The sequence below is a fragment of the Rhabdothermus arcticus genome (genome assembly GCF_055382915.1).
In genome coordinates this window covers 829,421-854,882 of record NZ_AP043808.1, presented here as the reverse complement: position 1 = coordinate 854,882, position 25,462 = coordinate 829,421, and the positions used below count along the sequence as shown (strand labels likewise).

Annotated in this window: 28 protein-coding genes; 16 read left to right on the top strand and 12 right to left on the bottom strand. The window is 69.4% G+C overall.

Annotation, left to right across the window (positions count from 1 at the left end):
- Nucleotides 1-2: 2 nt before the first annotated feature.
- Entirely contained in the window at nt 3-977 is a 975-nt protein-coding gene (locus ACZ48Y_RS04470) for an alpha-ketoacid dehydrogenase subunit beta (RefSeq protein WP_464742567.1), read from the bottom strand.
- 9 nt (nt 978-986) lie between these two features.
- A complete protein-coding gene (locus tag ACZ48Y_RS04465) occupies nt 987-2,090 on the bottom strand; it encodes a thiamine pyrophosphate-dependent dehydrogenase E1 component subunit alpha (protein WP_464742565.1) in 1,104 nt (367 codons plus the stop codon).
- 221 nt (nt 2,091-2,311) lie between these two features.
- On the opposite strand from ACZ48Y_RS04465, the gene ACZ48Y_RS04460 reads away from it, so the two are divergent.
- From ACZ48Y_RS04460 to speE, 4 genes are read left to right on the top strand one after another with little or no spacing between them, the layout of a single operon-like run.
- Nucleotides 2,312-2,737 carry a 23S rRNA (pseudouridine(1915)-N(3))-methyltransferase RlmH gene (locus tag ACZ48Y_RS04460; RefSeq protein ID WP_464742563.1) on the top strand — a complete coding sequence of 142 codons (426 nt, stop codon included), beginning with the start codon at nt 2,312-2,314 and terminating at the stop codon, nt 2,735-2,737.
- A 16-nt stretch (nt 2,738-2,753) separates the two neighbouring features.
- Nucleotides 2,754-3,611 carry an agmatinase gene (gene speB, locus ACZ48Y_RS04455; protein ID WP_464742561.1) on the top strand — a complete coding sequence of 286 codons (858 nt, stop codon included), beginning with the start codon at nt 2,754-2,756 and terminating at the stop codon, nt 3,609-3,611.
- Nucleotides 3,612-3,633: 22 nt separating this feature from the next.
- A complete protein-coding gene (locus tag ACZ48Y_RS04450) occupies nt 3,634-4,110 on the top strand; it encodes a pyruvoyl-dependent arginine decarboxylase (protein ID WP_464742559.1) in 477 nt (158 codons plus the stop codon).
- A gap of 9 nt (nt 4,111-4,119) precedes the next feature.
- Complete coding sequence (speE, locus tag ACZ48Y_RS04445) at nt 4,120-4,959, top strand: polyamine aminopropyltransferase (RefSeq protein ID WP_464742557.1); 840 nt, start codon at nt 4,120-4,122, stop codon at nt 4,957-4,959.
- Between the two features lie 45 nt (nt 4,960-5,004).
- Here speE and groL read toward each other — a convergent pair whose 3' ends face one another.
- From groL to ACZ48Y_RS04420, 5 genes are all read right to left on the bottom strand, one after another.
- Nucleotides 5,005-6,633 carry a chaperonin GroEL gene (groL, locus tag ACZ48Y_RS04440; protein ID WP_464742555.1) on the bottom strand — a complete coding sequence of 543 codons (1,629 nt, stop codon included), beginning with the start codon at nt 6,631-6,633 and terminating at the stop codon, nt 5,005-5,007.
- Nucleotides 6,634-6,652: 19 nt separating this feature from the next.
- Nucleotides 6,653-6,961, bottom strand: a complete 309-nt coding sequence (gene groES, locus ACZ48Y_RS04435; RefSeq protein WP_464742553.1) for a co-chaperone GroES — start codon at nt 6,959-6,961, stop codon at nt 6,653-6,655.
- A 115-nt stretch (nt 6,962-7,076) separates the two neighbouring features.
- Entirely contained in the window at nt 7,077-7,856 is a 780-nt protein-coding gene (locus ACZ48Y_RS04430) for a TrmH family RNA methyltransferase (protein ID WP_464742551.1), read from the bottom strand.
- Nucleotides 7,857-8,423, bottom strand: a complete 567-nt coding sequence (locus tag ACZ48Y_RS04425) for an ankyrin repeat domain-containing protein (RefSeq protein ID WP_464742549.1) — start codon at nt 8,421-8,423, stop codon at nt 7,857-7,859.
- 39 nt (nt 8,424-8,462) lie between these two features.
- Nucleotides 8,463-9,971 (bottom strand): S16 family serine protease, encoded by a 1,509-nt coding sequence (locus ACZ48Y_RS04420; RefSeq protein WP_464742547.1) that lies wholly within the window; start codon nt 9,969-9,971, stop codon nt 8,463-8,465.
- Between the two features lie 23 nt (nt 9,972-9,994).
- On the opposite strand from ACZ48Y_RS04420, the gene glgC reads away from it, so the two are divergent.
- Genes glgC through folE form a run of 6 tightly spaced genes read left to right on the top strand, consistent with a single transcriptional unit; the run spans nt 9,995 to nt 14,054 of the window.
- Nucleotides 9,995-11,245, top strand: coding sequence for a glucose-1-phosphate adenylyltransferase (gene glgC, locus ACZ48Y_RS04415; protein WP_464742545.1), 1,251 nt, complete (start codon nt 9,995-9,997; stop codon nt 11,243-11,245).
- Nucleotides 11,242-11,634 carry a gamma-glutamylcyclotransferase family protein gene (locus ACZ48Y_RS04410; RefSeq protein ID WP_464742543.1) on the top strand — a complete coding sequence of 131 codons (393 nt, stop codon included), beginning with the start codon at nt 11,242-11,244 and terminating at the stop codon, nt 11,632-11,634. Before glgC ends, ACZ48Y_RS04410 begins: the two co-directional genes overlap by 4 nt.
- Nucleotides 11,594-12,364 carry a CDP-alcohol phosphatidyltransferase family protein gene (locus tag ACZ48Y_RS04405; protein WP_464742541.1) on the top strand — a complete coding sequence of 257 codons (771 nt, stop codon included), beginning with the start codon at nt 11,594-11,596 and terminating at the stop codon, nt 12,362-12,364. Before ACZ48Y_RS04410 ends, ACZ48Y_RS04405 begins: the two co-directional genes overlap by 41 nt.
- Entirely contained in the window at nt 12,304-12,714 is a 411-nt protein-coding gene (locus ACZ48Y_RS04400) for an NUDIX domain-containing protein (RefSeq protein ID WP_464742539.1), read from the top strand. The genes ACZ48Y_RS04405 and ACZ48Y_RS04400 overlap by 61 nt, the downstream gene beginning before the upstream one ends.
- Complete coding sequence (locus ACZ48Y_RS04395) at nt 12,707-13,423, top strand: SDR family oxidoreductase (RefSeq protein WP_464742537.1); 717 nt, start codon at nt 12,707-12,709, stop codon at nt 13,421-13,423. The genes ACZ48Y_RS04400 and ACZ48Y_RS04395 overlap by 8 nt, the downstream gene beginning before the upstream one ends.
- Nucleotides 13,424-13,433: 10 nt before the next feature.
- On the top strand, nt 13,434-14,054 hold the full coding sequence (gene folE, locus ACZ48Y_RS04390; RefSeq protein WP_464742535.1) for a GTP cyclohydrolase I FolE: 621 nt from the start codon (nt 13,434-13,436) through the stop codon (nt 14,052-14,054).
- On the opposite strand, the gene ACZ48Y_RS04385 is transcribed toward folE, so the two are convergent.
- Nucleotides 13,996-15,624 (bottom strand): hypothetical protein, encoded by a 1,629-nt coding sequence (locus tag ACZ48Y_RS04385; RefSeq protein WP_464742533.1) that lies wholly within the window; start codon nt 15,622-15,624, stop codon nt 13,996-13,998. The two genes, folE and ACZ48Y_RS04385, sit on opposite strands and share 59 nt — an antisense overlap.
- 191 nt (nt 15,625-15,815) lie before the next feature.
- On the opposite strand from ACZ48Y_RS04385, the gene ACZ48Y_RS04380 reads away from it, so the two are divergent.
- The 6 genes from ACZ48Y_RS04380 (at nt 15,816) to ACZ48Y_RS04355 (ending at nt 22,502) form a co-directional block, all read left to right on the top strand.
- The gene (locus ACZ48Y_RS04380; protein ID WP_464742531.1) at nt 15,816-16,637 is read left to right on the top strand and encodes a hypothetical protein; all 822 of its coding nucleotides are present in this window, start codon (nt 15,816-15,818) and stop codon (nt 16,635-16,637) included.
- 63 nt (nt 16,638-16,700) lie between these two features.
- Nucleotides 16,701-17,414, top strand: a complete 714-nt coding sequence (locus tag ACZ48Y_RS04375) for a hypothetical protein (protein WP_464742529.1) — start codon at nt 16,701-16,703, stop codon at nt 17,412-17,414.
- An 11-nt stretch (nt 17,415-17,425) separates the two neighbouring features.
- Nucleotides 17,426-18,196 (top strand): hypothetical protein, encoded by a 771-nt coding sequence (locus ACZ48Y_RS04370; protein WP_464742527.1) that lies wholly within the window; start codon nt 17,426-17,428, stop codon nt 18,194-18,196.
- Between the two features lie 84 nt (nt 18,197-18,280).
- Nucleotides 18,281-19,087 carry a fimbrial biogenesis chaperone gene (locus tag ACZ48Y_RS04365; RefSeq protein ID WP_464742525.1) on the top strand — a complete coding sequence of 269 codons (807 nt, stop codon included), beginning with the start codon at nt 18,281-18,283 and terminating at the stop codon, nt 19,085-19,087.
- Complete coding sequence (locus tag ACZ48Y_RS04360; RefSeq protein WP_464742523.1) at nt 19,087-19,560, top strand: hypothetical protein; 474 nt, start codon at nt 19,087-19,089, stop codon at nt 19,558-19,560. Before ACZ48Y_RS04365 ends, ACZ48Y_RS04360 begins: the two co-directional genes overlap by 1 nt.
- 2 nt (nt 19,561-19,562) lie before the next feature.
- A complete protein-coding gene (locus tag ACZ48Y_RS04355; RefSeq protein ID WP_464742521.1) occupies nt 19,563-22,502 on the top strand; it encodes a hypothetical protein in 2,940 nt (979 codons plus the stop codon).
- On the opposite strand, the gene ACZ48Y_RS04350 is transcribed toward ACZ48Y_RS04355, so the two are convergent.
- From ACZ48Y_RS04350 to ACZ48Y_RS04335, 4 genes are read right to left on the bottom strand one after another with little or no spacing between them, the layout of a single operon-like run.
- The gene (locus ACZ48Y_RS04350) at nt 22,499-22,957 is read right to left on the bottom strand and encodes a phosphohydrolase (RefSeq protein ID WP_464742519.1); all 459 of its coding nucleotides are present in this window, start codon (nt 22,955-22,957) and stop codon (nt 22,499-22,501) included. The genes ACZ48Y_RS04355 and ACZ48Y_RS04350 overlap by 4 nt on opposite strands.
- Complete coding sequence (locus ACZ48Y_RS04345; protein WP_464742517.1) at nt 22,944-23,618, bottom strand: uracil-DNA glycosylase; 675 nt, start codon at nt 23,616-23,618, stop codon at nt 22,944-22,946. The genes ACZ48Y_RS04350 and ACZ48Y_RS04345 overlap by 14 nt, the downstream gene beginning before the upstream one ends.
- On the bottom strand, nt 23,609-23,818 hold the full coding sequence (locus tag ACZ48Y_RS04340) for a hypothetical protein (RefSeq protein ID WP_464742515.1): 210 nt from the start codon (nt 23,816-23,818) through the stop codon (nt 23,609-23,611). Before ACZ48Y_RS04340 ends, ACZ48Y_RS04345 begins: the two co-directional genes overlap by 10 nt.
- Nucleotides 23,819-23,820: 2 nt before the next feature.
- Nucleotides 23,821-25,386, bottom strand: coding sequence for an acyl-CoA carboxylase subunit beta (locus tag ACZ48Y_RS04335; protein WP_464742513.1), 1,566 nt, complete (start codon nt 25,384-25,386; stop codon nt 23,821-23,823).
- Nucleotides 25,387-25,462 lie beyond the last annotated feature (76 nt).

Genomic DNA, 25,462 nt, shown 5'->3' with positions numbered 1-25,462 from the left:
TCCTAGTAATCGAGCGCCTTCTTGGCGAAGTTGAGAATGCGGGTCACGGTGGGCATGTATTCCCGGTCGGGAACGTAGGGGTAGGGCGTGTCGAAGCCGGTCACCCGGTAGACCGGGCTCATGAGCTGGTCCAGCAGTTCCTCCATCACCGTGGCCGCGACCTCGCTGGCGAAGCTCGCGGTGCGCGGTGCCTCGGCGATGACCAGGGCCCGCCCGGTCTTGGCGACGGAGTTGAGCACCGCCTCCTTATCCCAGGGGACGAGGCTGCGCAGGTCCAGGACCTCGGCCGAAACCCCGACCTTCTCTAGCTCCTCGGCGGCCTTGAGGGCCTCGACGGTGGGCCCGCCGTAAGCGATCAGGGTGATGTCGTTGCCCTCTTTCCGCAGCCGGGCCTGACCCAGGGGAATGGTGTAGGGGGCGTCGTCGACCTCCTCCTTGATCGCTCGGTAGAGCCTCTTGGGCTCCATGAAGATCACCGGGTCGTCGTCCTGGATCGCGCTCTTGAGGAGCCCGTAGGTGTCGCTCGGGGTGCTCGGCACCACCACCTTGAGCCCGGCGGTGTGGGCGAAGTAGGCCTCGGGGGACTGGGAATGGTGGTGGCCGCCCTTGACCCCGCCGCCGGAGGGCATGCGCACCACCATCGGCGCGGAGAACTGCCCCCCGGAGCGGTAGTGCAGCTTCGCCGCCTGGCTCACCAGCTGGTCGAAACCGGGGAAGACGTAGTCGGCAAACTGGATCTCGGCGACCGGCCGCAGGCCGTGGGCGGCCATGCCCACGGCGGCGCCGATGATCGCCGCTTCGGAGAGGGGGGTGTCGATCACCCGGTCCGGTCCGTACTTCTGGTAGAGCCCTTCGGTGGCGAGGAAGACCCCGCCCCGCTTGCCCACGTCCTCGCCGAGCACGACGACGCGCTCGTCCGCGGCCATCTCTTCGTCAAGGGCGCGCTTGACCGCTTGCACGATGTTCAGCGTGGCCATCTTGCCTCCTCAAAGCTCGGCGAGCAGGATCTGCCGCTGCTCCTCGAGGAGCCAGTAGGGGGTGTGGTAGACGTCGTCGAACATCCACTCCGGGGGCACCGGACCGGCGGCCTCGGCCTCTGCCTCGGCGGCCTTCAGGGCCTCGAGGAGCTCCTCGCGCAGGGCCTCGCCCTCCGCCTGGGTCCAGAGCCCCTGCTTTTCCAGGAAGCGCTCAAAGCGCAGGATGGGGTCCTTTTGCCGCCAGAACTCGACCTCCTCGCGGCTGCGGTAGACCCGGTCGTCGTCGGCCGAGGAGTGGGGTCCGTAGCGGTAGACCAGCAGCTCGACGAGCGAGGGGCCGAGGCCGGCGCGCGCCCGCTCCACCGCTTCCTTGGTGACGTAGTAGCTGGCGAGGACGTCCATGCCGTCGACGTGGTAGCCGGGCATGCCGTAGGCGTGGGCCTTGTCGGCGATTCGCGGGGACCCGGACTGCTTTTCCAAGGGTACGCTGATCGCGTAGCGGTTGTTCTCCGCGGCGAAGACGATCGGCGCGCCCTGGGCCCCGGCGAAGTTGAGCGCGGCGTGCCAGTCGCCCTCGCTGGTGGCCCCGTCCCCGAAGGTGGTCAGCGCCACCTGGCCGGTCCCCTGGACCTTCATGCTGATCGCCGCGCCCACCGCCGGGGGCACGTGGGAGGCGATCGGGGAGGCCACGGTGTAGACGTTGAGCTCCTTCAGCCCGGGGTGTTCGGGCATCTGCCGGCCCTTGTTGGGGTCCAGCCGGGTGGCCATCATCTGGGCGTAGAGCTTTTCGAGCGGGTAGCCCAGGCTGAGCAGCAGGGTCTTGTCGCGGTAGTAGGGGAAGACCCAGTCGAACCCCGGCTTCAAGGCCTTGGCCATCCCCGCCTGGGCCGCCTCGTGTCCCGAGGAGGGGGCGACGAAGCTGGTCTTGCCCTGGCGCAGGATGATCTGATAGCGCTCGTCCATCAAACGCCCGGTGAGCATGTTGCGGTAGAGGGTCTTCAGCTCCTCGGGGCTGAGGTCGAGCTCGAAGTCGGCGACCCAGCGGCCTTCGTCGTCGATCAGACGGATCGGCTCTTCGGTGAAGGGCGAAAACCTCCAGGTGTCCTTAATCATCGCGTTCCCCTTTCTGCCCTCGGCGGGGTGGCCGCCTTCGGGCGGCCCTGGGGTGGGTGGACCCGCAGGGCGGTCCCGGCCGGAGGATGGCCCCGGACGGGCGAAAAAAAGCCACGGCCCCGGGCCGTGGCCAGGGTTGCGGCGCGAAGAATCAACGGTAAGCAAGTTTGCATGGCCGCCCCTTAACGCCGTTATTATACAACCCCCGGGGACGGCGACGAATGAAAGTGGATGTTTTCACGATCGGCAAGCCCCGCCTCGCCTACGCCCGGTTAGGGGCGGAAGAATACGCGAAGCGGCTGGGTAAATATGCACGCGTGCGGCTCGTGCCCTTGAAGGACGCCCGCGCGCTTTCGCGTGAGCTCGCCGCTTTTTCCGGCTTCAAGGTGGTGCTCGACGAGCGCGGGGAGCTGCTTTCCACCCCGGCCCTGGCCCAGCGCTACCAGGACTGGAAGCGGCGCCACAAGCGGGTGGGGTTCTTCATCGGGCCGGCGGAGGGGCATGCCCCTGAGGTGCGCGACGCGGCGGACTGGGTCTGGGCCCTGACGCCGCTGACGCTGCAGCACGAGCTGGCGCTGGTAGTCCTGCTCGAGCAGCTCTACCGCGTGGAAACCCTGATCGCCGGGCATCCCTATCACCGCGCCTAGGTTAGGCTGAGTCTTCGTGGATGCGTTTGGCGAACGCCCCGTGCCGTTGGACGCCGCCCGGGTCGCGGTGCTGCCGGTGCCCTACGACCTCTCCCTCTCCTGGCTGACCGGCGCGCGCAAAGGGCCGGCGGCGATCCTTGCCGCCAGTCAGGAGCTCGAGGCCTTCGACCTCGAGCTCGGCCTGACCCCCCTGGACGCTGGCATCTACACCGCCCCCGAGGTGCCGATCGTCGCCGGCGACGCAGCGGCGTCCCACCGCGAGATCGAAGCCGCGGCGGCGGCCCTGCTCGAAACAGGGAAGTTCCTCGTTGCGCTTGGGGGAGACCACTCGATCACCCTGCCCCTGGTTTTGGCCCACCGCGCCCGTTTTGGCACGTTCGGGGTCTTGCACATCGACGCCCACGACGACCTCTATCCCGCCTGGCAGGGCTCGGAGCGCTCCCACGCCTCGGTGATGCGGCGGGTCGCGGAGCTCGGCCATCCCCTGGTCCAGGTCGGGCAGCGCGCCTACGCCCGGGCGTCGTTGGCCTATGCCCGGGAACACGGGGTTCGGATCTTTCCCGATCACCGCCTGCGCCGCGAGGGGCTGCCCCTCGACGAGATCCTTTCCGCGTTGCCGGAGCGGGTTTACGTCAGCTTCGACTTCGACGCCTTGAACCCCGCGGAGATGCCCGCGGTGGGGACGCCGCTCCCCGGGGGCCTGAGCTATGCCCAGGCGGTGGCGCTCTTGGAGGCGGTCTTTGCCGAGAGGACCGTGATCGGGGTGGACTTCGTCGAGCTCTCCCCGATTCCCGGCCTCTTTTTCCCCGAGATGACCGCGGCCAGCCTGGTCTACCGCGCGATCGGCTTAAAGGCCCGGGCCATGGGGTGGTAGACTTCCCCTCCTGGGAGGAAACGTGAGCTGGACGACACCCCAAAAAGCGATCCTTTTGACCGCCAGCGCGGAGGGCGGCACCCCGCTCAATGCCTTTGACAACGCGCTCCTAAAGGCAGGCATCGGCAACGTGAACCTGGTCCGGCTTTCCAGCGTGATCCCCGCGCATCTGGCGTGGCTCGAGCGCCTCCCCGAGGGCATCCCCGTGGGGATGCTCCTGCCCACGGTCTACGCCGCGGCAACCGCCGAGGAGCCCGGGGAGACGGTGGCCGCGGCGCTCGGCATCGGCCTGCGCCCCGACGGCGCCGGGGGGCTGATCTATGAGTACGCCGGTCACGGCGACGAGGCCTACGCCGAGCGAATGGTGCGGTCGATGGTCGAGGAGGGGTTCGGCGAGCGCGGTTGGACGCTCGAACGCTACTTCTCCGGGGTGGTCGCGGTGCGTGCCGAGGCCCGGCCGGTCGCCGCGCTCAGCGCGGTGGTGATGTTTCCCTATTAGGAGGCGAGCGTGGCGTTCATCGAGTGGTACCCGCGGGGCTACGGGGTCGCGTTCAAGGTCAAGGGCCGGATCTTCTCCGAAAAAAGCCCCTACCAGACGATCGAGGTCTACGAGACCGAGGGGTTCGGGCGGATGCTGGTCATCGACGGCGCGGTGCAGCTCGTCGAGGAGGGCGAGGGCTCCTACCACGAGCCCCTGGTGCACCCCGCGATGCTCGCCCATCCCGCGCCCCGCCGGGTCGCGGTGATCGGGGGTGGGGACGGCGGGGCCCTGCGGGAGGTGCTGCGTCACCCCGAGGTGGCGCGGGCGACGATGGTGGAGATCGACCCGGTGGTCCTCGAGGTCGCGGTGCGCCATCTCGACGTGGGTCGGGGGGTGCTCGAGCGGGTGCTTTCCGGCGACGAGCCGCGGGCCGAGCTGCGGGTGGAGAGCGGGGTCGACTACCTGGGGCGGCATGACGCCGCCTTCGATGTGATCGTCGTCGATTCCACCGATCCCGTGGGCCCGGCCGCAGGCCTCTTTTCCGAGGCCTTCTACCGAGACGCCTACCGCGCCCTTCGCCCCGGGGGCTTCTACGTGACCCAGGCGGGGAGCGTCTACCTCTTCACCGACGAGCTCAAGGCGGCCCACCGGGCGATGCGCGCGGTCTTCGACCGGGTCTGGGCCTACAGCTTCCCGGTGATCGGGTACGCCTCGCCCTGGGCGTTTTTGGTCGGGGCCAAGGGCGAGGCGGACCTGACGCGGGTGGACCTTCTGCGGGCGCGAAGGCTCGCGCTCGCCTACTACGATCCCGAGCGGCACGAAACCCTCTTTCAGCTTCCCCGGTACGTGCGCGCCGGGCTTCAATAAGGAGGCGCCCCGGCCGCGCGGCCGGGGCGCCTCGTTGGGCCGGGTTTAGAAGTCCATCTCCGGCGCCGCGGGCGCGGGGGCCTGCTCCTTCTTCTCCGGCTTCTCGGCAACCACGGCCTCGGTGGTGAGGACCAGGGCGCCGATCGAAGCCGCGTTCTGCAGCGCGCTGCGGCTGACCTTGGCGGGGTCGATGATCCCGGCCTCGATCATGTCCACGTACTCGCCGGTGGCGGCGTTGAACCCGAAGCGCTCGTTGGCCGTCTCGGAAAGGACGCGGTTGACCACCACCGAGCCCTCGTAGCCGGCGTTCTCGGCGATCTGACGGGCGGGCTCCTCCAGGGCCCGGCGGACGATCTTGGCGCCGGTCGCCTCATCGCCCTCGAGCCCCTCGATCACCTTGTCCACCGCGGTGATCGCCCGCAGGAAGGTGGTGCCGCCGCCGGGGACGACGCCCTCCTCGACCGCCGCGCGGGTCGCGTTCAGGGCGTCCTCGAAGCGGTGCTTCTTCTCCTTGAGCTCGGTCTCGGTGGCGGCGCCGACGCGGATCACCGCGACCCCACCGGCGAGCTTGGCCAGGCGCTCCTGGAGCTTCTCCTTGGCGTACTCGCTGTCGGTGGTCTCGAGCTCCTTCTTGATCTGGGCGATGCGGGCCTCGATGTCTTCCTTCTTGCCCTTACCGCCGACGATCGTGGTCTCGTCCTTGGTGATGCGCACCCGCTCGGCCTGGCCCAGCATGGAGAGGGTGACGTTCTCCAGCTTGATGCCCAGCTCCTCGCTGATCACCTGGCCGCCGGTCACCGCGGCGATGTCCTTGAGCATCTCCTTGCGCCGGTCACCGAAGCCGGGCGCCTTCACCGCGGCGACGTTGAGGGTGCCGCGCAGCTTGTTGACCACCAGGGTGGCCAGCGCCTCGCCCTCGACGTCCTCGGCGATGATCAGCAACGGACGGCCGGTCTGGGCCACCTGCTCGAGCACCGGCAGGAGCTCGCGGACGTTGGAGATCTTCTTCTCGACGATCAGGATGTAGGGGTTCTCGAGGACCGTCTCCATGCTCTCGGGGTTGGTGACGAAGTAGGGCGAGATGTACCCCCGGTCAAACTGGTAGCCCTCGACGAACTCCAGCTCGGTCTCGAGCCCCTTGGACTCCTCGACGGTGATGATCCCCTCTTTGCCGACCTTCTCCATCGCGTCGGCGATCAGCTTGCCGATCTCGGGGTCGTTCGCGGAGATCGTCGCGACCTCCTCGATCGCCTTGCGGTCCTCGACGGGGATCGAGAGCTGGTGGATCTTCTCCACCGCGGCGTCCACGGCCTTCTCGATGCCGCGCTTCAGCGCCAGCGGGTTCGCGCCCGCGGCGACGTTCTTCAGCCCCTCGCGGACGATCGCCTGGCCGAGCACGGTCGCGGTGGTGGTGCCGTCACCGGCGATGTCGTTGGTCTTGGAGGCCACCTCCTTCAGGAGCTGCGCGCCGATGTTCTCCAGGTGGTCCTCCAGCTCGACCTCCTTGGCGACGGTCACGCCGTCCTTGGTGATCGTCGGGGCGCCGAACTTCTTCTCCAACACCACGTTGCGGCCACGGGGACCAAGGGTCACCTTCACCGCGTTGGCCACCGCGTTCACGCCGCGCTCCAGGGCCCGGCGGGCCTGCTCATCGAAGACCAGGATCTTCGCCATGCGCCATCACCTCCCTTTCTTACTTCTCGAGAACGGCCAGAAGGTCGCGCTCGGAGAGGACGATGTACTCCTCGCCCCCAAGCTCGATCTCCGTGCCGCCGTACTTGGCGAACACCACGACGTCGCCGACCTTGACCTCAAGCGGTACGCGCTCGCCGTTCTCCAGGAGCTTGCCGGAGCCAACGGCGACGACCTCGCCCTTTTGGGGCTTCTCCTTGGCCGTGTCCGGCAGCACGATGCCGCTCGGGAGCTGCTCCTCTTCCTCAACCGGCTTGACCACGACCCGGTCGCCCAGGGGTTTGATCTTGACCTTCACCTCGGTTGCCATTGCCTCCACCTCCTTTTGACACTCTAAAGCTTAGAGTGTCAACGCCTACGGCCTCATTATGGCAAGGGGGCGCGAACTTGTCAACGCCCCCCTCAGGTCTTCGCTTTTCTTGAAATCAATGTTCGTTCCGGCGCTGACGCAGCGCCTCGTAGAGCAAGAGCGCGGCGGTCACCGAGGCGTTGAGGCTGTCCGCCTCGCCGCGCATGGGGACCTTGACCCGGGCATCGCTGGCCTCGTGCCACCCTGCGGGCAGGCCGGTGGCCTCGGCCCCGACGACGAAGGCGGTGGGGCCGAGGTAGGCCTCGTCCCAGTAGGTGGCGCCGGCGTCGGGGCTCGCGGCGACGATCCGGGCCCCTCGCGCGCGCAAGAAGGTCAGGGCCCCGTCGCGGTCGCGCACGAGGAAGGGCACGGTGAAGACGGTCCCGGTGCTGGCCCGGATCACGTTGGGGTTGTAGGGCGAGGTCCTGGGCTCGGCCAGGATCACCCCGGCCCCGGTGGCGTCGGCGCTGCGAAAGGCGGCGCCGATGTTCCCCGGCTTCTCCAGCCCCGCCAGGACCAAGAAGAGGTCGCGGCTGACCAGGGCGGCCGGGTCTTCGGGGCGGGGTCGGGCCTCGAGGAGGAGCCCGCCGGGGTGCTCGCGGTAGGCGATCTTGGCCAGGACCTCGGGGGTGGTCTCGATCCGGGGGAGGTCCGGGTGGGCCTCGAGGATCGCCGCTTCGGCGGAGGAGAGGCGCTCGGGGACGACCCAGAACGCTCGCGGCTCGGTCCCCTTCAAGGCCCGGGCGATCTCTCGGGCGCCCTCGACGACGATGGCGTCGGTTTCCCGGCGGCCCTTGGCGGTCTTGAGCCGGGCCAGGGCCTTGACCCGGGGGTTTTGCCGGGAGGTGATGCGCATCTAGGGCTTGAGCGCCTCGAGAACCGGGGCCAGCGCGGGGTTCTCCTTGGCGTAGTCGTAGGGGGTCTTGCCGTAGGCATCCTTGGCCGTCTTATCGGCTCCCTTCTTCAGGAGGAGGCGCACCACCTCGGGGTTCTTCTGGTTCAAAGCGGCGGTGTGCAGGGGGGTGCGGTCCTCGAGGTCCCGGGCGTTGACCTCGGCCCCGCGGTCGATCAGCACCTCGGCGACCGCAGGGTTTTCGTTGAAGGCGGCGGCGTAGTGCAGCGGCGTGAAGCGCAGGAGGTCGGGCTTGTTGACCTCGGCGCCGAGCGCGATCAGGGTCTGGACGACCGCCGGATCCGGGCTCAGGGCCGCGGCGTAGTGCAGCGGGGCCCGGCCGAAGCGGTCGGTCTGGTTGACCAGCTCGGGCACCGCGCCCTTGGTGTTTTCCGAGAGGTCGGCGAAGAGGGCTTGGACCTCCTTGGGGCTGGCCTTTTTCCAAAAGAGCGGGTCGAAGGGGTTGATCAGGGCGTCCTTGGCCTGGGCCAAGCCGATGAGCAGGGTCAGCGCGAGAAGCAGGCGTTTCATGGGGCCATCTTACGCAGCGTGGATGAGAAGCCCGGGGCCTTAGTGGGAGGGCTCCATCTCGGCGAAGCGCTTGAGGGTTTCGATGACCCGCGCGTGCACTGCCTCGGCGTCCAGCCCGAAGGCCAGCTGGATCGCCTCGTCGGCGTGGGTGACGAAGGCGAGCTCGAGCGCCCCGGCCTTAAGCCCGGCCTCGGTCGCCTCGTCGAGGACCAGATGGGGGCGGTTGGCTTGGGGCAGCACCGCGGTGACCCGGGGCACCCCCAGCGTCCGGGCGGCGTAGAAGAGGCCCTCGACCTTCTCGCTCACCCCGCCGACGGGCAGCACCCGGCCGTGCTGGTCCAGGCTGCCGCTCAAGGCCAGGTCCTGGCGCACCGCCAGGCCGCTGAGTGCCGAGAGGAGCGCGATGAGCTCGACCAGACCGGCGGAGTCCCCGTCGATCTCCTCGCGGGTCTCCTCGAAGACCAGGGTGAGCGTCGCCGAAAGCGGGCCGGCCTCGCGGTAGCGCTGGCGCAGGTAGCCGGCCAGGGTGAGGACTGCCTTGGAAAAGAGGGGGCCTGCGAGCTGGCTTTCGCGCTCGATCGAGATCACCCCGTCCCGCCCCGGCGCGGCCCCGGCGGTGACCCGCACCGGGCGCCCGTAGGCCGGCCCCTCGCCTTCGATGACCAGGAGGCCGATCGCCTCGCCCACCCGTTGGCCGGTGAGGGTGAGCGTCCAGAGGCCCTCCTCGAGCTCTTCCAAAAACCGCGTGCGCGGCTGGGCTTGGGCTTGTTGCCAGCCCCGCCAGGCGGCTTCGAAGTCCTCGGTCTGGGCCAGGGGGCGAAGGCGCTCGATGCCGGTGGAGAGACGCTCGGCGTGCCCCGCCTGGCGCGCGAGCAGCCAGAGGAGGCGCGAACGTTTGGGCTCCGGGGGCGGGGTCTCTTCCCCCAGGAGGTAGGGCCAAAGCCAGGCCTCGGCCTCGGGGGTGCGGGCGAGGTCCAGGGGGGCGACGAGTTGCAAGAACGGCGGCGGGGCGGATCCGATCCAGACCACCAGCGCGTGGACCGGGAGCTCGGGGAAGGCTGGCGCGGGCAGGTTCCGGGGCGGGATGGGCCGGTAGCGCCGGGCCTTGAGGACGGGGATCAGGGCTTCGAGCAGGGCGGGGTCGCCGTCCTCGATGACGAGCACCCCGTGGCCGGCCTGGATCAGCGCGCCGGGGTGGTAGTCCGCGGGGGTGATCCAGGGCCCGCCCGGGCCCGGGCGGGGGGTGAAGTGGCCGAAGACCGCCTCCCGGCTCGGCGCCTTCAGGCCCCAGACCCGGGGCGTCCCTAAAGGCCGCAGGGGAAGGGCTCCGGGCGGGGGGGACTGGGCCTCGAGCGCGCTCAAGGCACCTTCCTCCCCGACCAGGAAGAGTCCGGGGGCGGGGGCCTTTAAGTAGGGCGCGAAGAACGCCCCCAGCCGGGGGAGCGCGCCCCAGCCCTCGGGGGCGCTGATCGCGACCGGGGTGCGGGTCAAGCGCGCGTAGTGCAGGGCGTCCTTAAGGTCGTCATGGCCAAAGAGCGGGTCGCGCACGCCTCCTACCTTACGATGGAGGCATGCAACGCAGGCTCGATGTCCTCGCGATGGTCCTGGCCGGGGGGAAGGGAAGCCGGCTCTACCCCCTCACCGCCAAGCGCTCCAAGCCCGCGGTCCCCTTTGGGGCCAAGTACCGCATCATCGACTTCGTGCTCAACAACCTGCTCAACTCCGGGGTCTACTCGATCTACGTCCTGATCCAGTACAAGGCCCAGTCGCTGACCGAGCACATCCAGCGCTATTGGCGGTTGGGCTCGTTCTTGGACGATCACTTCATCGTCCTGGTCCCGGCGCAGATGTACCTCTACGAGGAGCTCGGTCCGGTCTGGTACCGCGGCACCGCGGACGCGATCTACCAGAACCTGCACCTGGTGGAGAACCACGGGCCCCGGGACGTCTTCGTCTTTGGAGGGGACCACATCTACAAGATGGACGTGCGCCAGATGCTCGCCTTTCACCGGGAGCGGGCCGCGGACCTCACGATCTCCGCCTACCCGGTGCCGGTCTCCGAGGCCAGCCGGTTCGGGGTGCTCGAGGTCGCCCCCGACGGCCGCGTGGTGGGCTTTGAGGAAAAACCCAAGCGCCCCAAACCCCTTCCCGACGACCCCACCCGGGCGCTGGTCTCGATGGGCAACTACATCTTCCGCACCGAGGCCCTGACCACGCTGGTGCGCGAGGACGCCGAACGGGAGGCCTCCTCCCACGACTTCGGCAAGGACGTGATCCCCACCGCGCTCAAGGAGGGTTACCGGGTCTTCGCCTACGACTTCACCGAAAACCGTATCCCCGGCGAGGCGGAGAACACCTACTGGCGGGACGTCGGCACCCTCGACGCCTACTACGAGGCCAGCATGGACCTGGTCGCGGAGACCCCCTCCTTTGACCTCTTCAACCCCGAGTGGCCGCTGCGGACCGCGAACCTCTTCTCGCCGCCGGCCAAGTTCGTGCGCGAGGAGGCTGGCCGGGTGGGCCAGGCAATCAACTCGCTGATCGCCGGCGGGGTGGTGGTCTCCGGGGCGACCGTGCGCCAGTCGCTGCTCTTTCGCCGGGTGCGGGTCAACTCCTGGGCGCTCGTCGAAAAAAGCGTCCTCTTCGACGACGTGGTCGTGGGCCGGCACGCCCGGATCAAGAACGCGATCATCGACAAGGAAGTGGTGATCCCCGAGGGCACCACGATCGGCTACGACCTGGACGCGGATCGCGCGCGCGGCTTCGCGGTCACCCCGAATGGGGTGGTCGTGGTCCCCAAGGGCTACGTCTTCGAGGCATGACCCCGAGGGCGCTCTTCGTCTACGGCACGCTGAAGTCCGGTGAGCCCTACGCGGAATACGCGGAGCGGGCCGGGCTCTTGCGCCGGGTTCCGGGCCGGGTCGAGGGGCTCGTCCTCTACCACCTGCCCCAGGGCTACCCGGCGGCGGTGCCGGGGGAGGGGGCAGTGCGCGGAGAGGTCCTCTTCTTTCGCGACCTCGAGGCCGCGCTCCGGGCGCTCGATGCCTTCGAGGGCCCGCCCTACCGGCGGGTGCCGGTGCTCGCCGAGACCCCCGAGGGCCAGCTCCCGGCCTGGGCCTACGTCTATCCCGGCCGCGAGCGGGTCCTCGCCGAAGGGGGGTGGCCGGTCGGTGGCGAGGTCTGGACCGCCGCGCTTTTCCGAGGGGCTTAAACCCCGCCGCGCCTCGGAGTGGTTCTCCGACCGGGTGCTGCGGCCGATCGCCCACCACCTGGTGCTTTGGCTCGAGCCCACCCCGGTGCGCCCCGAGCATCTGGTGTTCGTTCAAGGGGCGATCGGCCTTTTGGCGGCCTGGCTGATCGCCGTTCATCAGGGCGCGCTGGCCGCGCCGCTCTTGCTCTTGAAGGCGCTCCTCGACAACGCCGACGGCCAGCTCGCCCGCATCCGGAACCAGACCACCCAGCTCGGGCGCTACCTGGACACCGAGGTGGACTTCTTCGTCAACGTGGTGCTCTTTTGGGCCCTGGGACGGGCCACGGGGGCCCCCGGTCTGGCGCTTGGCGCCTTCGCCGCGCTCACCCTGATCCTCTCCGCGGACTACGTCCTCAACAGCCCCAAGGGCCTGCCCCGGGCGCGGGGAGGCGAGCCCTACGCGAGCGCCCTCGAGGCCTTCTACCGCCTGGTCTTCGCCCCCCAGGACCGTCTCCTTACGCGCCTGCTCGCCGGGGCGCCCGCGGGCCTTTCCCGGCTCCTGGCCAACCTGGGCCTCTCGACCCAGCACGCCCTGCTCGCGCTCTTCCTCGTCCTGGGCCGCCCCGAGGCCTACCTCATCCTCGTCCTTTTCGTTTTTTGCGCCCTGGTTCTCGGGTATCTTTTGGGGGTATGCCTTACCCGATTCCGACCGTCGCCGCCCTCGTCCGGGCCCCCACCGGCCGGGTCCTGATCGTGCGCACCCCCAAGTGGCGGGGGCGTTGGGGGGTCCCCGGCGGCAAGATCGAGTACGGGGAGACGATGGAAGCCGCCCTGCGGCGGGAGTTCGAGGAGGAGGTGGGGCTCACCCCGAGGCGTCCGGAGCTGGCCTTGGTGATGGAGATGGTCGAGGATCCTGCCTTTCATAAGCCCGCCCACTTCCTCCTGCTCAACTACTTCGCCGAGGTGGACCGGGAGGCGGTGCGACCCAACGCGGAGATCGTCGAGTGGGCCTGGGTCCGGCCCCGGGCGGCGCTGGGCTTCCCCCTCAACCGCTACACCGAGCGCCTGGTGGCGCGCTACCTGGAGGTTAGGGGTGGCTAGGCGGGCGCTGGTCACCGGGGCGGCCAAGGGGATCGGCCGGGCGATCGCCCTGGCCCTCGCCCGGGAGGGGCTCGACGTCGCGGTGCACTATCGCCAGAGCCAGGCCGAGGCCGAGGCCCTGGTGGCGGAGCTCGCGGCGATGGGCCGGCGCGCGGTCGCGGTCCAGGGCGACGTCACCGACCCGGACGCGGTCGAGGCCATCGCGCGACGCGCGCGGGAAGGCCTCGGGGGGCTTGAGGTGCTGGTGCACAACGTCGGGGACTACTTGTACCAGCCCCTGGAGGCGGTGTCCCCTGAGGCCTGGCGGGCGATCTTGGACTCCAACCTCAACGCCGCGTTCTATCTCCTTAAGGCCGTCTGGGACGACTTGGTCGCCGCGGGACCGCGGGGCCGCGCGGTCTTCCTGGGCTACGCGGGCGCCGGGCAGCTGCTCGCCAAGCCCCACATCACCCCCTACTTCATCGCCAAGACCGGGGTGGTGCTCCTGGCCAAGGCGGCGGCGAAGCGCCTTGCCCCCCACGGTGCGACGGTCAACGTCGTCGCCCCCGGGGTGGCGGAGAACTCGGTCTCCAAGCCGCTCGCGGAGATCCCCATGGGGCGGCTTGCGCGGCTTGAGGAGGTGGCCCGGGCGGTGGCCTTCTTCGTCGACGAGGCGAGCGGCTATCTGACCGGGCAGGTGCTCGAGGTCGCTGGCGGCTGGAACCTTTAAGGAGGCAAGGATGAAGGAGAAGAAGGTGGTGGAGCTCGAGGACACCGGGTTGGCCTTCGAGACCGACCTGGACCTGGAGGCGATGGCGCCCTTGGTGCGCCGGTGGCTCGAGCTGGTCGGGGAGGATCCTGAGCGCGAAGGGCTCCTCGATACCCCGGCGCGGGTGGCCCGGGCCTGGGCCTTCCTCACCCGGGGCTACCGGCAAACTCTAAGGGAGGTCGTCAACGACGCCCTCTTCGACGCCGAGGGGTCGGAGATGGTGGTGGTCAAGGGGATCGAGTACTACTCGATGTGCGAGCACCACTTGCTCCCCTTCTTCGGCCAGGTGCACATCGGCTACATCCCGGACAAGAAGGTGCTGGGGCTTTCGAAGTTCGCCCGCATCGTCGAGATGTACGCCCGGCGGTTGCAGATACAAGAACGGCTGGCCACCGAGATTGCGGAGGCGATCGAGACCATCCTGGCTCCCAAGGGGGTGGGGGTGGTCGTCGAGGGCGTGCACCTTTGCATGATGATGCGCGGGGTGGAGAAGCAGCACTCGGCGGCGATGGCCAGCGCGATGCGGGGGAGCTTCAAGGACGACGCCCGGACACGCGAGGAGTTCTTGCATCTCTTAGGGCGTCCGGGCTGAGGGCGAGGACGGTCTTCCCCGTCCCCGGGGCGTAGCAGGCGAGGGTGAGCTTGAAGACGCCGGCCTCGGCACGGGTCATCAGGCGAAACGGGGTGCCCTCGGGGATCCGCAGCCAGAGCTCGCCGTAGGGCAGAAGGGGGCCGCTCGGAGCCTCGACCTCGGCGAAGGCCAAGCGCGTATCGCCGAGCTCGAGGCCGAGCGGCAAGGCGTCGCCGGTGACGCCGATCTCGAGGGGGTTTTCCGCGCGATGCTGGCTGTGGATGTGCCAGATCAGGGGCTCGTCCTCGGCCTCGAAGGCAAACCCCGAAGGGGCATCGAGGTGATCGCGCACCAGGTAGAGCCGGTCCGCCTCCAGGTGGGTCCCGGGTCCGAAGGGGGTGGGGACGGGGAGGAGGCGCCGCTTGCCCAGCCCGAGCGCGGTCCGGGGGCTGGGGGGTGGTGGCGTCGCCTGGCGGGCGTGGTCCAAGAGCGCCTCGGCCCAGGGGTCGAGGCGCAGGTTTGGCCAGCGGGGGGCCTGGTGGCTTTTTTGCGCGTGGTAGACCGCGCCCAGGGGTTGGGCCTCGGCGAGGTGCAAAGCGAGCTTTTGGTGGCGGCGGTGGCGGAGGCTCTCGTCCGCGGCGTGGGTCAGGATGCGCCGCGCCACCGGATCGCGAAAGCGCCAGCCCCGGGGGGTGTGGACGAGCCAGCGGCGGGTGAGCAGCTCCTCGATCTCGTCGCCGAGCCAGGCCTCGATCGCCGCTTCGGGCATGGGCCCGGGGTGGAGGGCCAGGATCTCCAGCGCCCGGCGCGCGGTCTGGTTGAGCCGGCGGGCCTCGAGCGCGTAGAGGGTGCGCAGCCGGATCGGGTGGTCGAGGCCGCTTTTGAGTGCTTCCGCGAGGTGCTGGCGGCGCCCGCCGCTGGCCAGCCAGAGCCGGGCCGCGTCATCGAAGCCGAGCTTGGCCTCGAGGGTCGGGAAGGGCGTTGGCGGCACCCGCTCGTAGCGGGTCGCTTCCGGGGAGAACGCGGCGCGCAGGCGCAAGAGAGCCGCGGGGTCCTCGCCAAAGGCCGAGCGTACGAAGACGAAGCAGCGCCCCTCGCGGCTTTCCGGGACGTCCGCGATCCGGGTGAGCGGGGTCCGGGCCGCCTGGGCGCGTTCGGCGATGTGGCCATCGACGTCGTCCCCGGGGTAGGCCTCGAGGATCAGGAGCCGGAACGCTGGGGCGTCCTCGTTCTTCTCCAGCCCCCTTTTCGCGCGGAGCCAGCCGTCCCAGGCCTCCGAGAGGCCCTCCAGATTGGCGAGGGCCTCCGGCGAGCGCCGGCGCACGCGAAGCCCCCTTGGAAGCGCGATGACCGCGTCTCCCCGCGCCCAGTCAGGGGTCTCGAGGGCGCGCCGGATCGCGCCCAGCTCGACGCGGAGGTTTTGCAGACCGCTGCGGGGGCGCCAGAGCAGGGCGGCGAGCGTCTCCCGGGGGGTGGGGCCCTCGAGCGCCAGGTAGGCGAGCACCGCGAGGGCCTTGCGCCGAAGCGCGATGCCCCGTGGTCCGCGGAGGAGGCGAACCTCGGGTCCGATTTCAAGTTGGAATATGCCCATGGATGGTCCTTTCTTGGGGAAGGGCGCGAAATGCGAGCGTAAACGACGCGTAAATCCAGCGTGAACGTCAACCGCGGGTCCATCCAGTCTACCCCAAAACCCGAGCAAACCGCATGGGGTTCGCGAATCGCGCGTGAAGCCGCGGTTTATGTGGGGCCGCTTAGAGTGCTTCTTGGAAAGGAGGTGAAGGCATGAATCGACGTGGCATCTGGGTGGCGATCTTGCTCTTGGTGGGCACGCTCGTCGTGTACGCCGCCCAGATGCAGACACAGGTCAGCGCGCGCATCGAGGTGCGCATTCCTGATCAGGCGGCGGCGCTCTACTTGGAACGGCCCGGGACCCTGAGCGAAGGCAAGATGAGCCCAGCGCTGGCTACGCGCAACGCGCCGCGACCCCCGCCCTATTGCGACGACCCAGCAGCCCCGGAGCGCTGCCTGCGTCCTCAAGACGCGCGCATCGTCTTCGACCTGCGCTGCGCCACCACCGGCGCTTTGCCCGCGCACTGCCAGGCGCTTTACCCCGAAACCGGCGGCCGGTTGCTCGACGATCGGGGGCGACCCTATCCGCCGCTCCTGGCCGATGAGCTGGGCCGGATCATCCCCGGATCCAAGCGCTTTCCGCAGTTCTTCACCCACCCTTCAATGCGGCTTCACGTCTTCTCGCAGGCCAGCCACTGGCAGCTCTCGGTGCGCCTCGACGCACCCCTCGTCGATGCCGCCAGCAACGCCACCCTGGGCCCGGAGCACTTCGCGGTGCACGCGATCATTACCGGGGACGGCAACGCCTATCCCTCGAGCCCGGCGTGGATGTGCCTTGGCTACGCAGCGGACTGGGAAGCAAACGTGGTCTGCCCGGCGCCTGCGGGGGCGGATGGTGGGGTGCTGCTGGAGGACGTCGACGGGTTTGCCGGTGGCTGGCTTTCGATCACCCTGGGCGTCAAGCTCCGGCTGGATGGTTCGGAAACCCCGGGCAGTTACGAGGGGACGCTGACCTACGTCTACACAGAGATCTAAGCGCACGATTGGCCCAAGACCCCATAGCCCCTTCACATTTGCAGGAAGAAATGGATGGAACGCATGAAAGGCAAACTGATTACCCTAGCATTGGTCGGCGCGATGGGTTTCGCGCTGGCGCAGAGTGGCGGCGAAGACTGGACGGTTGGCGACGGTCAGGGCGTGAGCGTTTCTGAGGAGATCACCGTCGAGATCCCCGTGCGCTACGCGCTGCACCTTACCGAGGACAGCTGGATGATCGACCTCGCGGCCGATCCCTTCCCGGCGGCGAGCGCCGATTGGTCGCAAGACAGCGGGCAGATGCCCGAAGAAGCCTGCTACTTGGTGCCCAAGGACGTCAAGACCCTTGACGACCTTCGCGACTACCTCGGAAACGGCGGCGTGCTGAAGCCGGCCTACAGCTACCCGGCGATCCACGACTACAACGGGGACGGCCGGATCTCGAACGACGAGAAGGGCACCGTCCTCTGCCTCAACACCAAGATCCTCCAGAAGTTCTCCAACAACCCCGATGGCTGGCAGCTGAGCGTCGAGGTGACGAGCTCGCAAACCGAAGGCTTCGGCGTGTTCGGCCTGGGCGACGTGGTGCTCCCGAGCGGCCCCGCCGACGGCTTCACCACCACCACCCTGCCCTACGGTCCGGACGTCGTGGCCCAGGGCAACGGGACCACCGGTGGCTGGCTGGATGACCTGATCGTCGAGGGCTTCTGGTTCGACGGCACCGAGGCCGCGGGGACCTACGACATCACCGTGACCTTCACCCTCTCAAGCCTCTAAGGAGCAACCGCATGAAACGATGGCTCATTGCACTCACCGCGCTGGCGCTCGGCCTCTCTCTGGCCGCGGCGCCCGCGGGGTCCAGCGAGGTCTGGACCTCGGGCGACGATGCCCAGAGCGTGAGTGAAAGCATTCAGCTCAACATTCCCGTCCGCGTGGCCCTGCACATCACCGAAACTGCCTGGAACCTGGACCTGAACGATGTGCCCAGCGCGGATCAGGGCGGCGAGGGCTGCTACCTGGTGCCCAAGGACTTCGGGGACTACAACGACGACGGCGAGGTCAACGCCAAGGATGCGTTCGACGCCTACATGGACGGCGAGTTGCGCCCGGCCCACAACTACCCGGCGATCTACGACTACAACGGGGACGGCCAGATCTCGAACGACGAGAAGGGCACGCTTTTCTGCGTGAACAAGAAGATCGTCCAGAAGTTCTGCAACAACTGGTCGACCGGCACCGGCAAGGGCTGCGAGTTCGACCTCAAGGTCAACATCACCAGCCCCTACCCCTGGGACTCGGCGACCCATAGCTTCGGGCGGATGTTCTTCAACGACGAGGCCGAGCTTCCCGACGACGGCAGCGTGGAGGACTACACGCCCTTCGTCGAGCTCACCGCAGGCGACAACCTCGAGGGCCAGGCCATCGAGATCATCCGCATCCGCGGGGCCCGCTTCCCGGGCTGGCTTGACGACTACATCACCGAGGGGTTCTGGTTCGACGGCACGGAGCTCCCCGGCACCTACGTCTTCACCGTCACCTTCCGTATCGACCCCATCTGAGTCGCACGGTTGGGCCCGCGTCTCGCGGGCCCACCTTATGAAACGAATTCATATTTCCTATCAAGAAAAGGAGCAAGGTGAAGCATGGAACGCATCAAACGCACGATAACGTTGGCGGTTCTGGGATGGGTGTTCGTCGTCGGCCTGGCCCTGGCGCAGACCGGGGTCGGGGTAAGCCCCCCGCGGGTCGAGATCGAGGCCAACCCGGGGGACGTGATTCAGCGGGTCGTCGCGGTGGACCACCCGGGGGACCGCGGGGTGCTCGAGGTCACCGCGGGGTTCAACGACTTCCTCCTCGATCCTAGCGGCAACGCGATCTACCTCCCGCCCGCGTCCCATCCCCGTTCCCTCTTGGGCTGGATCAGCGTGGGACCGATGCAGTTTTCCCTGGTGCCCAAGGAGACCCGCGAGGTGGCCTACACGATCCGGGTTCCCGACGACGCCGCTCCTGGCAGCTACTGGGGCATCGTCTTCTTCGACTCCGGACCCGCGGGGCAGGGGCCGGAGTCCAGCGGGGTGGGGGTGCGCTTTCGCGTCCGCGTGGGCCACGTGATCTACGTGCACGTCGGCAAGCTAACGCGCTCCGGCGAGATCCTCGGTTTCCGCTATCTGCCTGCGGCCGGAAAGCAGGGGGCGCAGATCCGCATCAACTTTCAAAACACCGGCAACACCGCGCTGCGCCTCAATGGCCGGGTCGAGGTGCGCGATCAAGACGGAGGGCTGGTCTCGGTCGGCAAGGTCCAGGACGTCGCCAGCCTGCCGGGGCTGACCCACGAGGTGGGGGCGGCGCTTCCCGGCGACTTGCCCCGGGGGACCTACGTGCTGCTTGCGGTCTTGGACTATGGGCAGGCGGACCTGATCGCCGGCGAGGGGAGGCTCGAGCTGCCATGATGCGCGCGATCTGGATCGCCCTGACCCTGGGGCTGGGCCTCGGCCTTGCCCAGGTCCCGATCGGGGTCGACCTGCCCGAGGGCAGCGCGATGACCCTGAGCACCGAGGCCATCGTCTTCGACCTGGCCAAGGCCGGCTTCCCCCCGCCGGGGTTTCCCGCCTACTACCCCCCGACCGACCCCGGAGGCCCGCTTACCTTGCGGCTTTTTTCCAACGTCGAGGGGGGATGGTTCTTGAGCGCCTCGCTGGATCCGTTGAGTGGCGAAGCCGGGTTCTTAATGCCCGAGCAGTTCGAGGTGCGGCTGGACGGCGGGGCCTGGGTGCCGCTCGGGCCCGAGGTGCTCCTTTTGAGCGGCCAGGGGGTCAGCGAGGGGTATGAGGCGCACGCGTTGGAGCTTCGGCTCAAGCTGACCGGCCGCGAGCCCCCGGGCCGCTATCAGGGTCGGTTGCTCTTGACCCTGGCGAGGCCCTAGCCGTGCGCTGGGCCTTCGGGATCCTGCTGCTTTTCGGGAGCGCCTTGGCCGAGATCGGCCTGCCCCCGGCGTTGGAGGTGGATTCCGGAGGCTTCCTCTCGGTCCCGGTTCGCGTGGACGAGGGTGTGGAGGCCCTTCGCGTGGACCTGCCCGAGGGGTTTCGCTTGCTTTCCCAGCTCGAACCCAAAGGGGGGCGGGTGCTGGCCAACTTCCTGGTCAGCCCGGACCAGGCCGCGGGCAGCTATACCCTGCGCTTTACCGCCTTGGCGGGGGGGCGTCCCCTGGAGCAGGCGGCGCTCGCCGTGCGCGTTCGGCCCCGGGTAGCGCTAGGCCTCCTCGTGCCGCCGGGGGAGACCGTGGTCGACGGGCAGGAGGTCGTCTACCGGATCCGGGTGCAGAACAAGGGGAACAGCCTGGACCGGGTCCGGCTCGAGGTCTCCAGCGTGCTCGAGGCTCAGCTCGATCCGACCTCGCTGGTCCTGGCCCCGGGGGAGATCGGGGAGGCGACCTTGCGCTTGAAGGCCACCGGCTACCGCTCGGACACCGCTACGATCCGCGCCTACTCCGGCATCCAGCCGGCGTACATGACCCACGCCCTGATCCGCACCAGGATCCTGCCCTTCGCCGGGGCGGACCGGCTCAAGGGGCCCTCCTTCGCCTACAAGGTGGACCTTCGCGCGCGCTACACGCCCGAAGAGGCCTTCGATTGGTCGCTGGGGCTCGGGCTCGGGGGCGGGCTTTCGGACTTCGTCAGAGGCGGCGCGGGCCTGGGGGTGAAGGACGGGGTGAGCGGACAGGTCAGCCTCTTTGGGGAGAACTGGAGCGCCGGCTATCGCTACGGTGGAACCTGGCACCGCCTGGAGGGCGAGCTCGGGCCAGTCTCCGCCTACGCTAGCGTGGGGCGGGACCTGGACTGGGCCCGGACGACGGCCGGGGTGGCCTACGACGCCGACCTCGGCACCTTCAGCGTGGCCTACCGGCCCAACCTGGTGCGCTTGCGGCTCAGCCGGGCGTTCGCGCTGGCCCAGGGCTTTACCCTGACCCCCGCCCTGGGGCTCGAGGGCAGCTGGCTCGGTGAGGGGGTGCTCCGTCCGGTGGCCGGCCTGGGCCTGGCCTACGAGCCCGCCGACTGGACGGCCAAGGCGAACCTGCGCGTGGCCCCCGGCGGCGCCAGCCTGGGCCTGGTCAGCGCCAGCCGCCGCCAGCGGCCCTTGGGCTACAAGGTCGAAGGGCAGCTGGCGAACGACCGGGTGGTGGCCAAGGCCAGCTTCCATCAGCAGGTCGACGGCGAGTGGGGGCTCTATCAACGGGTCGGCTACGAGGCCGGCTTTAGCGCCTTCGCTGGGGTGCGCTACCTGCCGATTCCCCTCCCGCTGAGCCTGGGGGCGGAAGCGGGCTGGGCCGAGGGTTGGCGGGGAAGCGTCTTTTCGGCCTACAAGCCCGGCGCGTTCCGCGCCTTCGCGCGGGTGGGGCTGGCGGCGGCCCAGTTTCCCGACTGGAGCCTGGGCGTGGGGTTGGAGGACCGGGGAACCCAGCTCAGTGGGACAGTGAGCGGTCAGCGGTCTTTGGCCTCGGTGCGCCTTGGGCTGCGCGTGCGCGACGGCGACGCCGAGCTCAAGACCAGCGCCGAGTACGGCTTTGCAAGCGGCCTTTGGCGCAGCGAGGGGGTGTTCGCCTACGCCTTCCAGAACCTGGCCGCGCTTTCCTTCAACGCCGCGTACGACGCGGGCTGGCGGTTTGGGGTCGGGGGGCGGCTGACCCTGCGTGGCGGCTTTACCACCCCGGAGCCGGTGATCGCGGCGTTCGGGGGCCGGGCCACCGGGCGACTGCAGGGCACGGTCTTTCACGACGAGAACCGCAACGGCCGGTGGGACGCCGGCGAAAAGGGCGTGCCCGGGGTCGAGGTGGTGCTCGGCGGGGTGCGGGCCAAGACCGACGTCGCCGGGCGGTTCGACCTCGAGGCCTACCCCGGAACCTACCGCGTGCGCGTCAGCGGCGCCGACGCCAGCCTGGCGTTGCTGCTGGAGGAGAAGGTTCGACTGCTTCAGGGCCAGCGGACGCCCCTCGACCTTCCCTTGGAGACCGTGGTCGGGGTGGCCGGTCAGGCCTTTTACGACGACAACGCCAACGGCACCTGGGACGAGGGGGAAGATCCGATCATCTACGGCAAGGTGCAGGTCAGCGGCCCGAGCACCGCGGTGGTCTGGACCGACGGCCGGGGGAACTTCCAAGCCGGCGGCCTCAGGCCCGGGGACTACGCGTTGCACCTGGTCGAGGAGAGCCTCAAGCAGTACCACCGGGCCGGGGCCGCGGTGCGGGTGGCGTTGCGCCCGGGTCCCCTGACGCGCATTCGTCTGGTCGCGGTCCCGGTGGTGCGCAACCTGCGCCAGAGCCTTGCGGCCGGAGACTTGACCCTGCGGGCGACGCTGGCCCTGCGCCAGGCGCCGCCCGGGGCCGAGGTCCCCATCGAGGCCGAGGTTGGGGGGGCGCCCGAGCGCGTCGAGATCGTTCTCGCAGATCGGCGCTTGCCGATGACCGAGACCGCGCCCGGGCGCTGGCTGGGCTACGTCGAGGTCCCCGAGGCCGCGAAAGCGGTCTTGAACGTCGTCGTCGAGGCCCGCCGGGGGGCGTCCAAAAAGGCCCAGCCCCTGCTCCTCGTCGTCCGCCCCGGTCCCCTGGCCCGGCTGACGCTGCAGCCGGCGTTCGTGAGCGTTGGGGAGACCATTCGGGTCGAGGCCGCCTTCCTGCGCCGGGTCGAGGGTGCGGTGCTCCGGGTGGGCGACGCGAGCTACACGTTGGACCCGACCGGCCCCTTCACCTTCGTCGGGCGGTTCGCCGGCGCGGCGGTGCCGGGGCAGTACACGGTCGAGCTCTGGGCTGAGGGCCAACGCTGGGCCAAGGGGCGCTACACGGTCGAGACCGAGACCGCGAAGGCACCCTAGAACGTCTCGTCGATGGCCCGGATCCGCTCCGCCCAGGGGGGCGTGGTGAGGGCTGCCCGGACCGCCGCGTCCTCGATCAGCGCCAGCCCGTAGCGCTCGTGGTGCTGGCGGAGCTGCACCGCTCCCAAAAGACCCGAGCGCCGCGGCCAGGGGGGAAGGCGGGGCAAAAGGGGCTCGGCGAGGGCGACGAGGATGCGCTCGAGGGCCCGGTAGGGGCGATCGAGCTTCCCCAGGTCGTGGAGCAGCGCGGCCCGCACCGCCGCCGCTGGCGCGTCGGGATAGCGCCGCTTGAGCGCTTTGGCGACCAAGATCGCGTGCTCCCGGTCCCGGGGGTCGAGCCTGAAGAACCACGCCGCCTCGGCCTCGCTCAGCCAGGCCCGGGCCCAGGCGTCGTCCGGTCGGGCGACGCCCACCAGGGCCTTGAGGCCGCGGAGGAGGCGTCTAGGTCGCAGCAAGCGCTTTGGCCCTCGCCAGGATCGCGTCGAACATCTCCGGGGTGAGCCGCCCGGTCTGGGTGTTTTGGCGCGAGACGTGGTAGCTGTCGAGGAGCACGCCGCCCCCGGGCAAGGCGTGCTCGGCGCCGTGGGCGAAGGGGTAGGCGCGCTTTTTGAGGCCAAAGTGGTCAACCAGGGCCTCGTGGGCGATGCGCCCCAGCGCCAGGTAGACGCGCAGGTTGGGCAGGAGGGCGAGCTCCTGCTGGGTCCAGTCGGCGCAGGCCCGGATCTCCTCCCGGGTGGGCCGGTTCTTGGGCGGCACGCAGCGGACCGCGGCGGTGATGTAGACGTCCTTCAAGATCAGCCCGTCCTCCCGGTGTTGGCTTTGGGGCTGGTTGGCGAGCCCGGCGCGGTAAAGGGCGGCGTAGAGGAAATCGCCCGAGGCGTCGCCGGTGAACATCCGGCCGGTGCGGTTGGAGCCGTGGGCCCCGGGGGCCAGGCCGAAGATCAGGATCCGGGCCTTGGGGTCGCCGAAGCCAGGGACCGGCTTCGCCCAGTAGTCCCAGTCCCGGTAGGCGCGGCGCTTGGTCCGGCCCACCGACGTCCGCCAGTCCACCAGCCGGGGGCAGCGGCGGCAGGCGGTGAGGGCTTCGTAGAGGGCCTCGAGCGACGTCAAAGCCATCGCACCTCGCCGGTCTCAGTATGCGAGCGGGCCGCGAGCACCGTGGGACCGTTCCCCGGGGCGTCGTCGAGCGCTTTTGGAGTGATCCGGGCATCGGCATCGGTGCAGGTCAGCGCCGCCATCCGCGGGGCGTGCCTTTGGGGCAGCTCGGGGGCGGTGGAGAGGAAGCGCGCGTTCCCCGCCGACAGCCGCTCGCGCACCTCTAGAGGGGGATGTTGCCGTGCTTTTTCCAAGGCCGTTGCTCCGCTTTCTCCCACAGGGCCTTGAGGTGCCGGATCAGCTGCCCTCGGGTGACCTCAGGGTTGATGACGTCGTCGATGTAGCCGCGGGCCGCGGCGACGTAGGGGTTGTCGAAGGCCGCCTTGTACTCGGCGATCTTCTTCTGGCGCATCTCCTCGGGGTTCTTCGCGGTCTGGATCTCCCGGCGGTAGATGATGTTCGCCGCGCCCTCCGCCCCCATCACCGCGACCGCCGCGGTGGGCCAGGCGAGCACCACGTCGGCCCCCATGTCCTTGGAGTTCATCGCCAGGTAGGCCCCGCCGTAGGCCTTGCGCACGATCAGGGTGATCTTGGGGACGGTGGCCTCGGCGTAGGCGTAGAGCATCTTGGCCCCGTGGCGGATGATGCCCCCGTGCTCCTGGGCCACGCCCGGGAGGAAGCCGGTGACGTCGACCAGGGTGAGGATGGGAACGTTGAAGGCGTCGAGGGTGCGGATGAAGCGCGCGGCCTTGTCCGCGGCGTGGATGTCGAGCGCCCCGGCCATGAAGCGGGGGTTGTTGGCCACCACCCCCACCGGCATCCCCCCGAGCCGGGCAAAGCCGACGATGATGTTCTTGGCCCAGCCGGAGTGGATCTCGAGGAACGCGTGGTCGTCGGCCAGGGTGCGGATGACCTCGTGCATGTTGTAGGGACGCCTGGGATCCGGAGAGACCAGGTCCAAGAGCTCCGGTGCGGTGCGGTCCTCGGGGTCGTCGGTGGGCTTGAGCGGCGGGCGCTCGCGGTTGTTCTGCGGCAGGTAGGAAAGGAGCTCCTTGATCAGGTCCAAGACTGCTTTGTCCCCGTCGGCCTCGAGGTGCGCGACCCCGGAGACCTTGGCGTGGACGTCGGCGCCGCCGAGCGCCTCAAAGGTTACCTCCTCGCGGGTGACCGACTTGATGACCTCGGGGCCGGTGATGAACATGTAGGAGGTTCCCCGGCTCATCAGCACGAAGTCGGTCATCGCCGGGCTGTAGACCGCGCCCCCGGCGCAGGGGCCGAGGATCGCCGAGATCTGGGGCACGACCCCGGAGTAGACCGCGTTGCGGTAGAAGACCTCGCCGTAGCCGGAGAGGCTGTCCACGCCCTCCTGGATGCGGGCCCCGGCGGAGTCGTTGAGGCCGATGATCGGGGCCCCGGTCTTGGCCGCGAGGTCCATGATCTGGGCGATCTTGCGGCCGTGCATCTTCCCCAGCGAGCCCCCGAGCACGGTGAAGTCCTGGCTGAAGACGAAGACCTTGCGCCCGTGGATCGTGCCGTGGCCGGTCACCACGCCCTCTCCCGGGGCTTCGATGCCCCGCATCAGGGGAGTTTCCAGGGGCTCGACGAAGGTCCCCAGCTCGACGAAGCTGCCCGGGTCCAGGAGGTACGCGATCCGCTCCCGCGCGGTGAGCTTGCCCTTTTCGTGTTGCTTTTCGATGCGCGCTGGCCCGCCGCCGAGCCGCACCTTCTTGCGGCGCTCTTCCATCTCGGCGATCAGCTCTTCGATCACAAGACGGCTGGGATCGGCCATGCCCAAAGCATACCGCCCCCCGGCCGCGGCCAGGGGGCGGGGAACGCGGCCGGAACGGGTCCCGACCGCGTTCGCG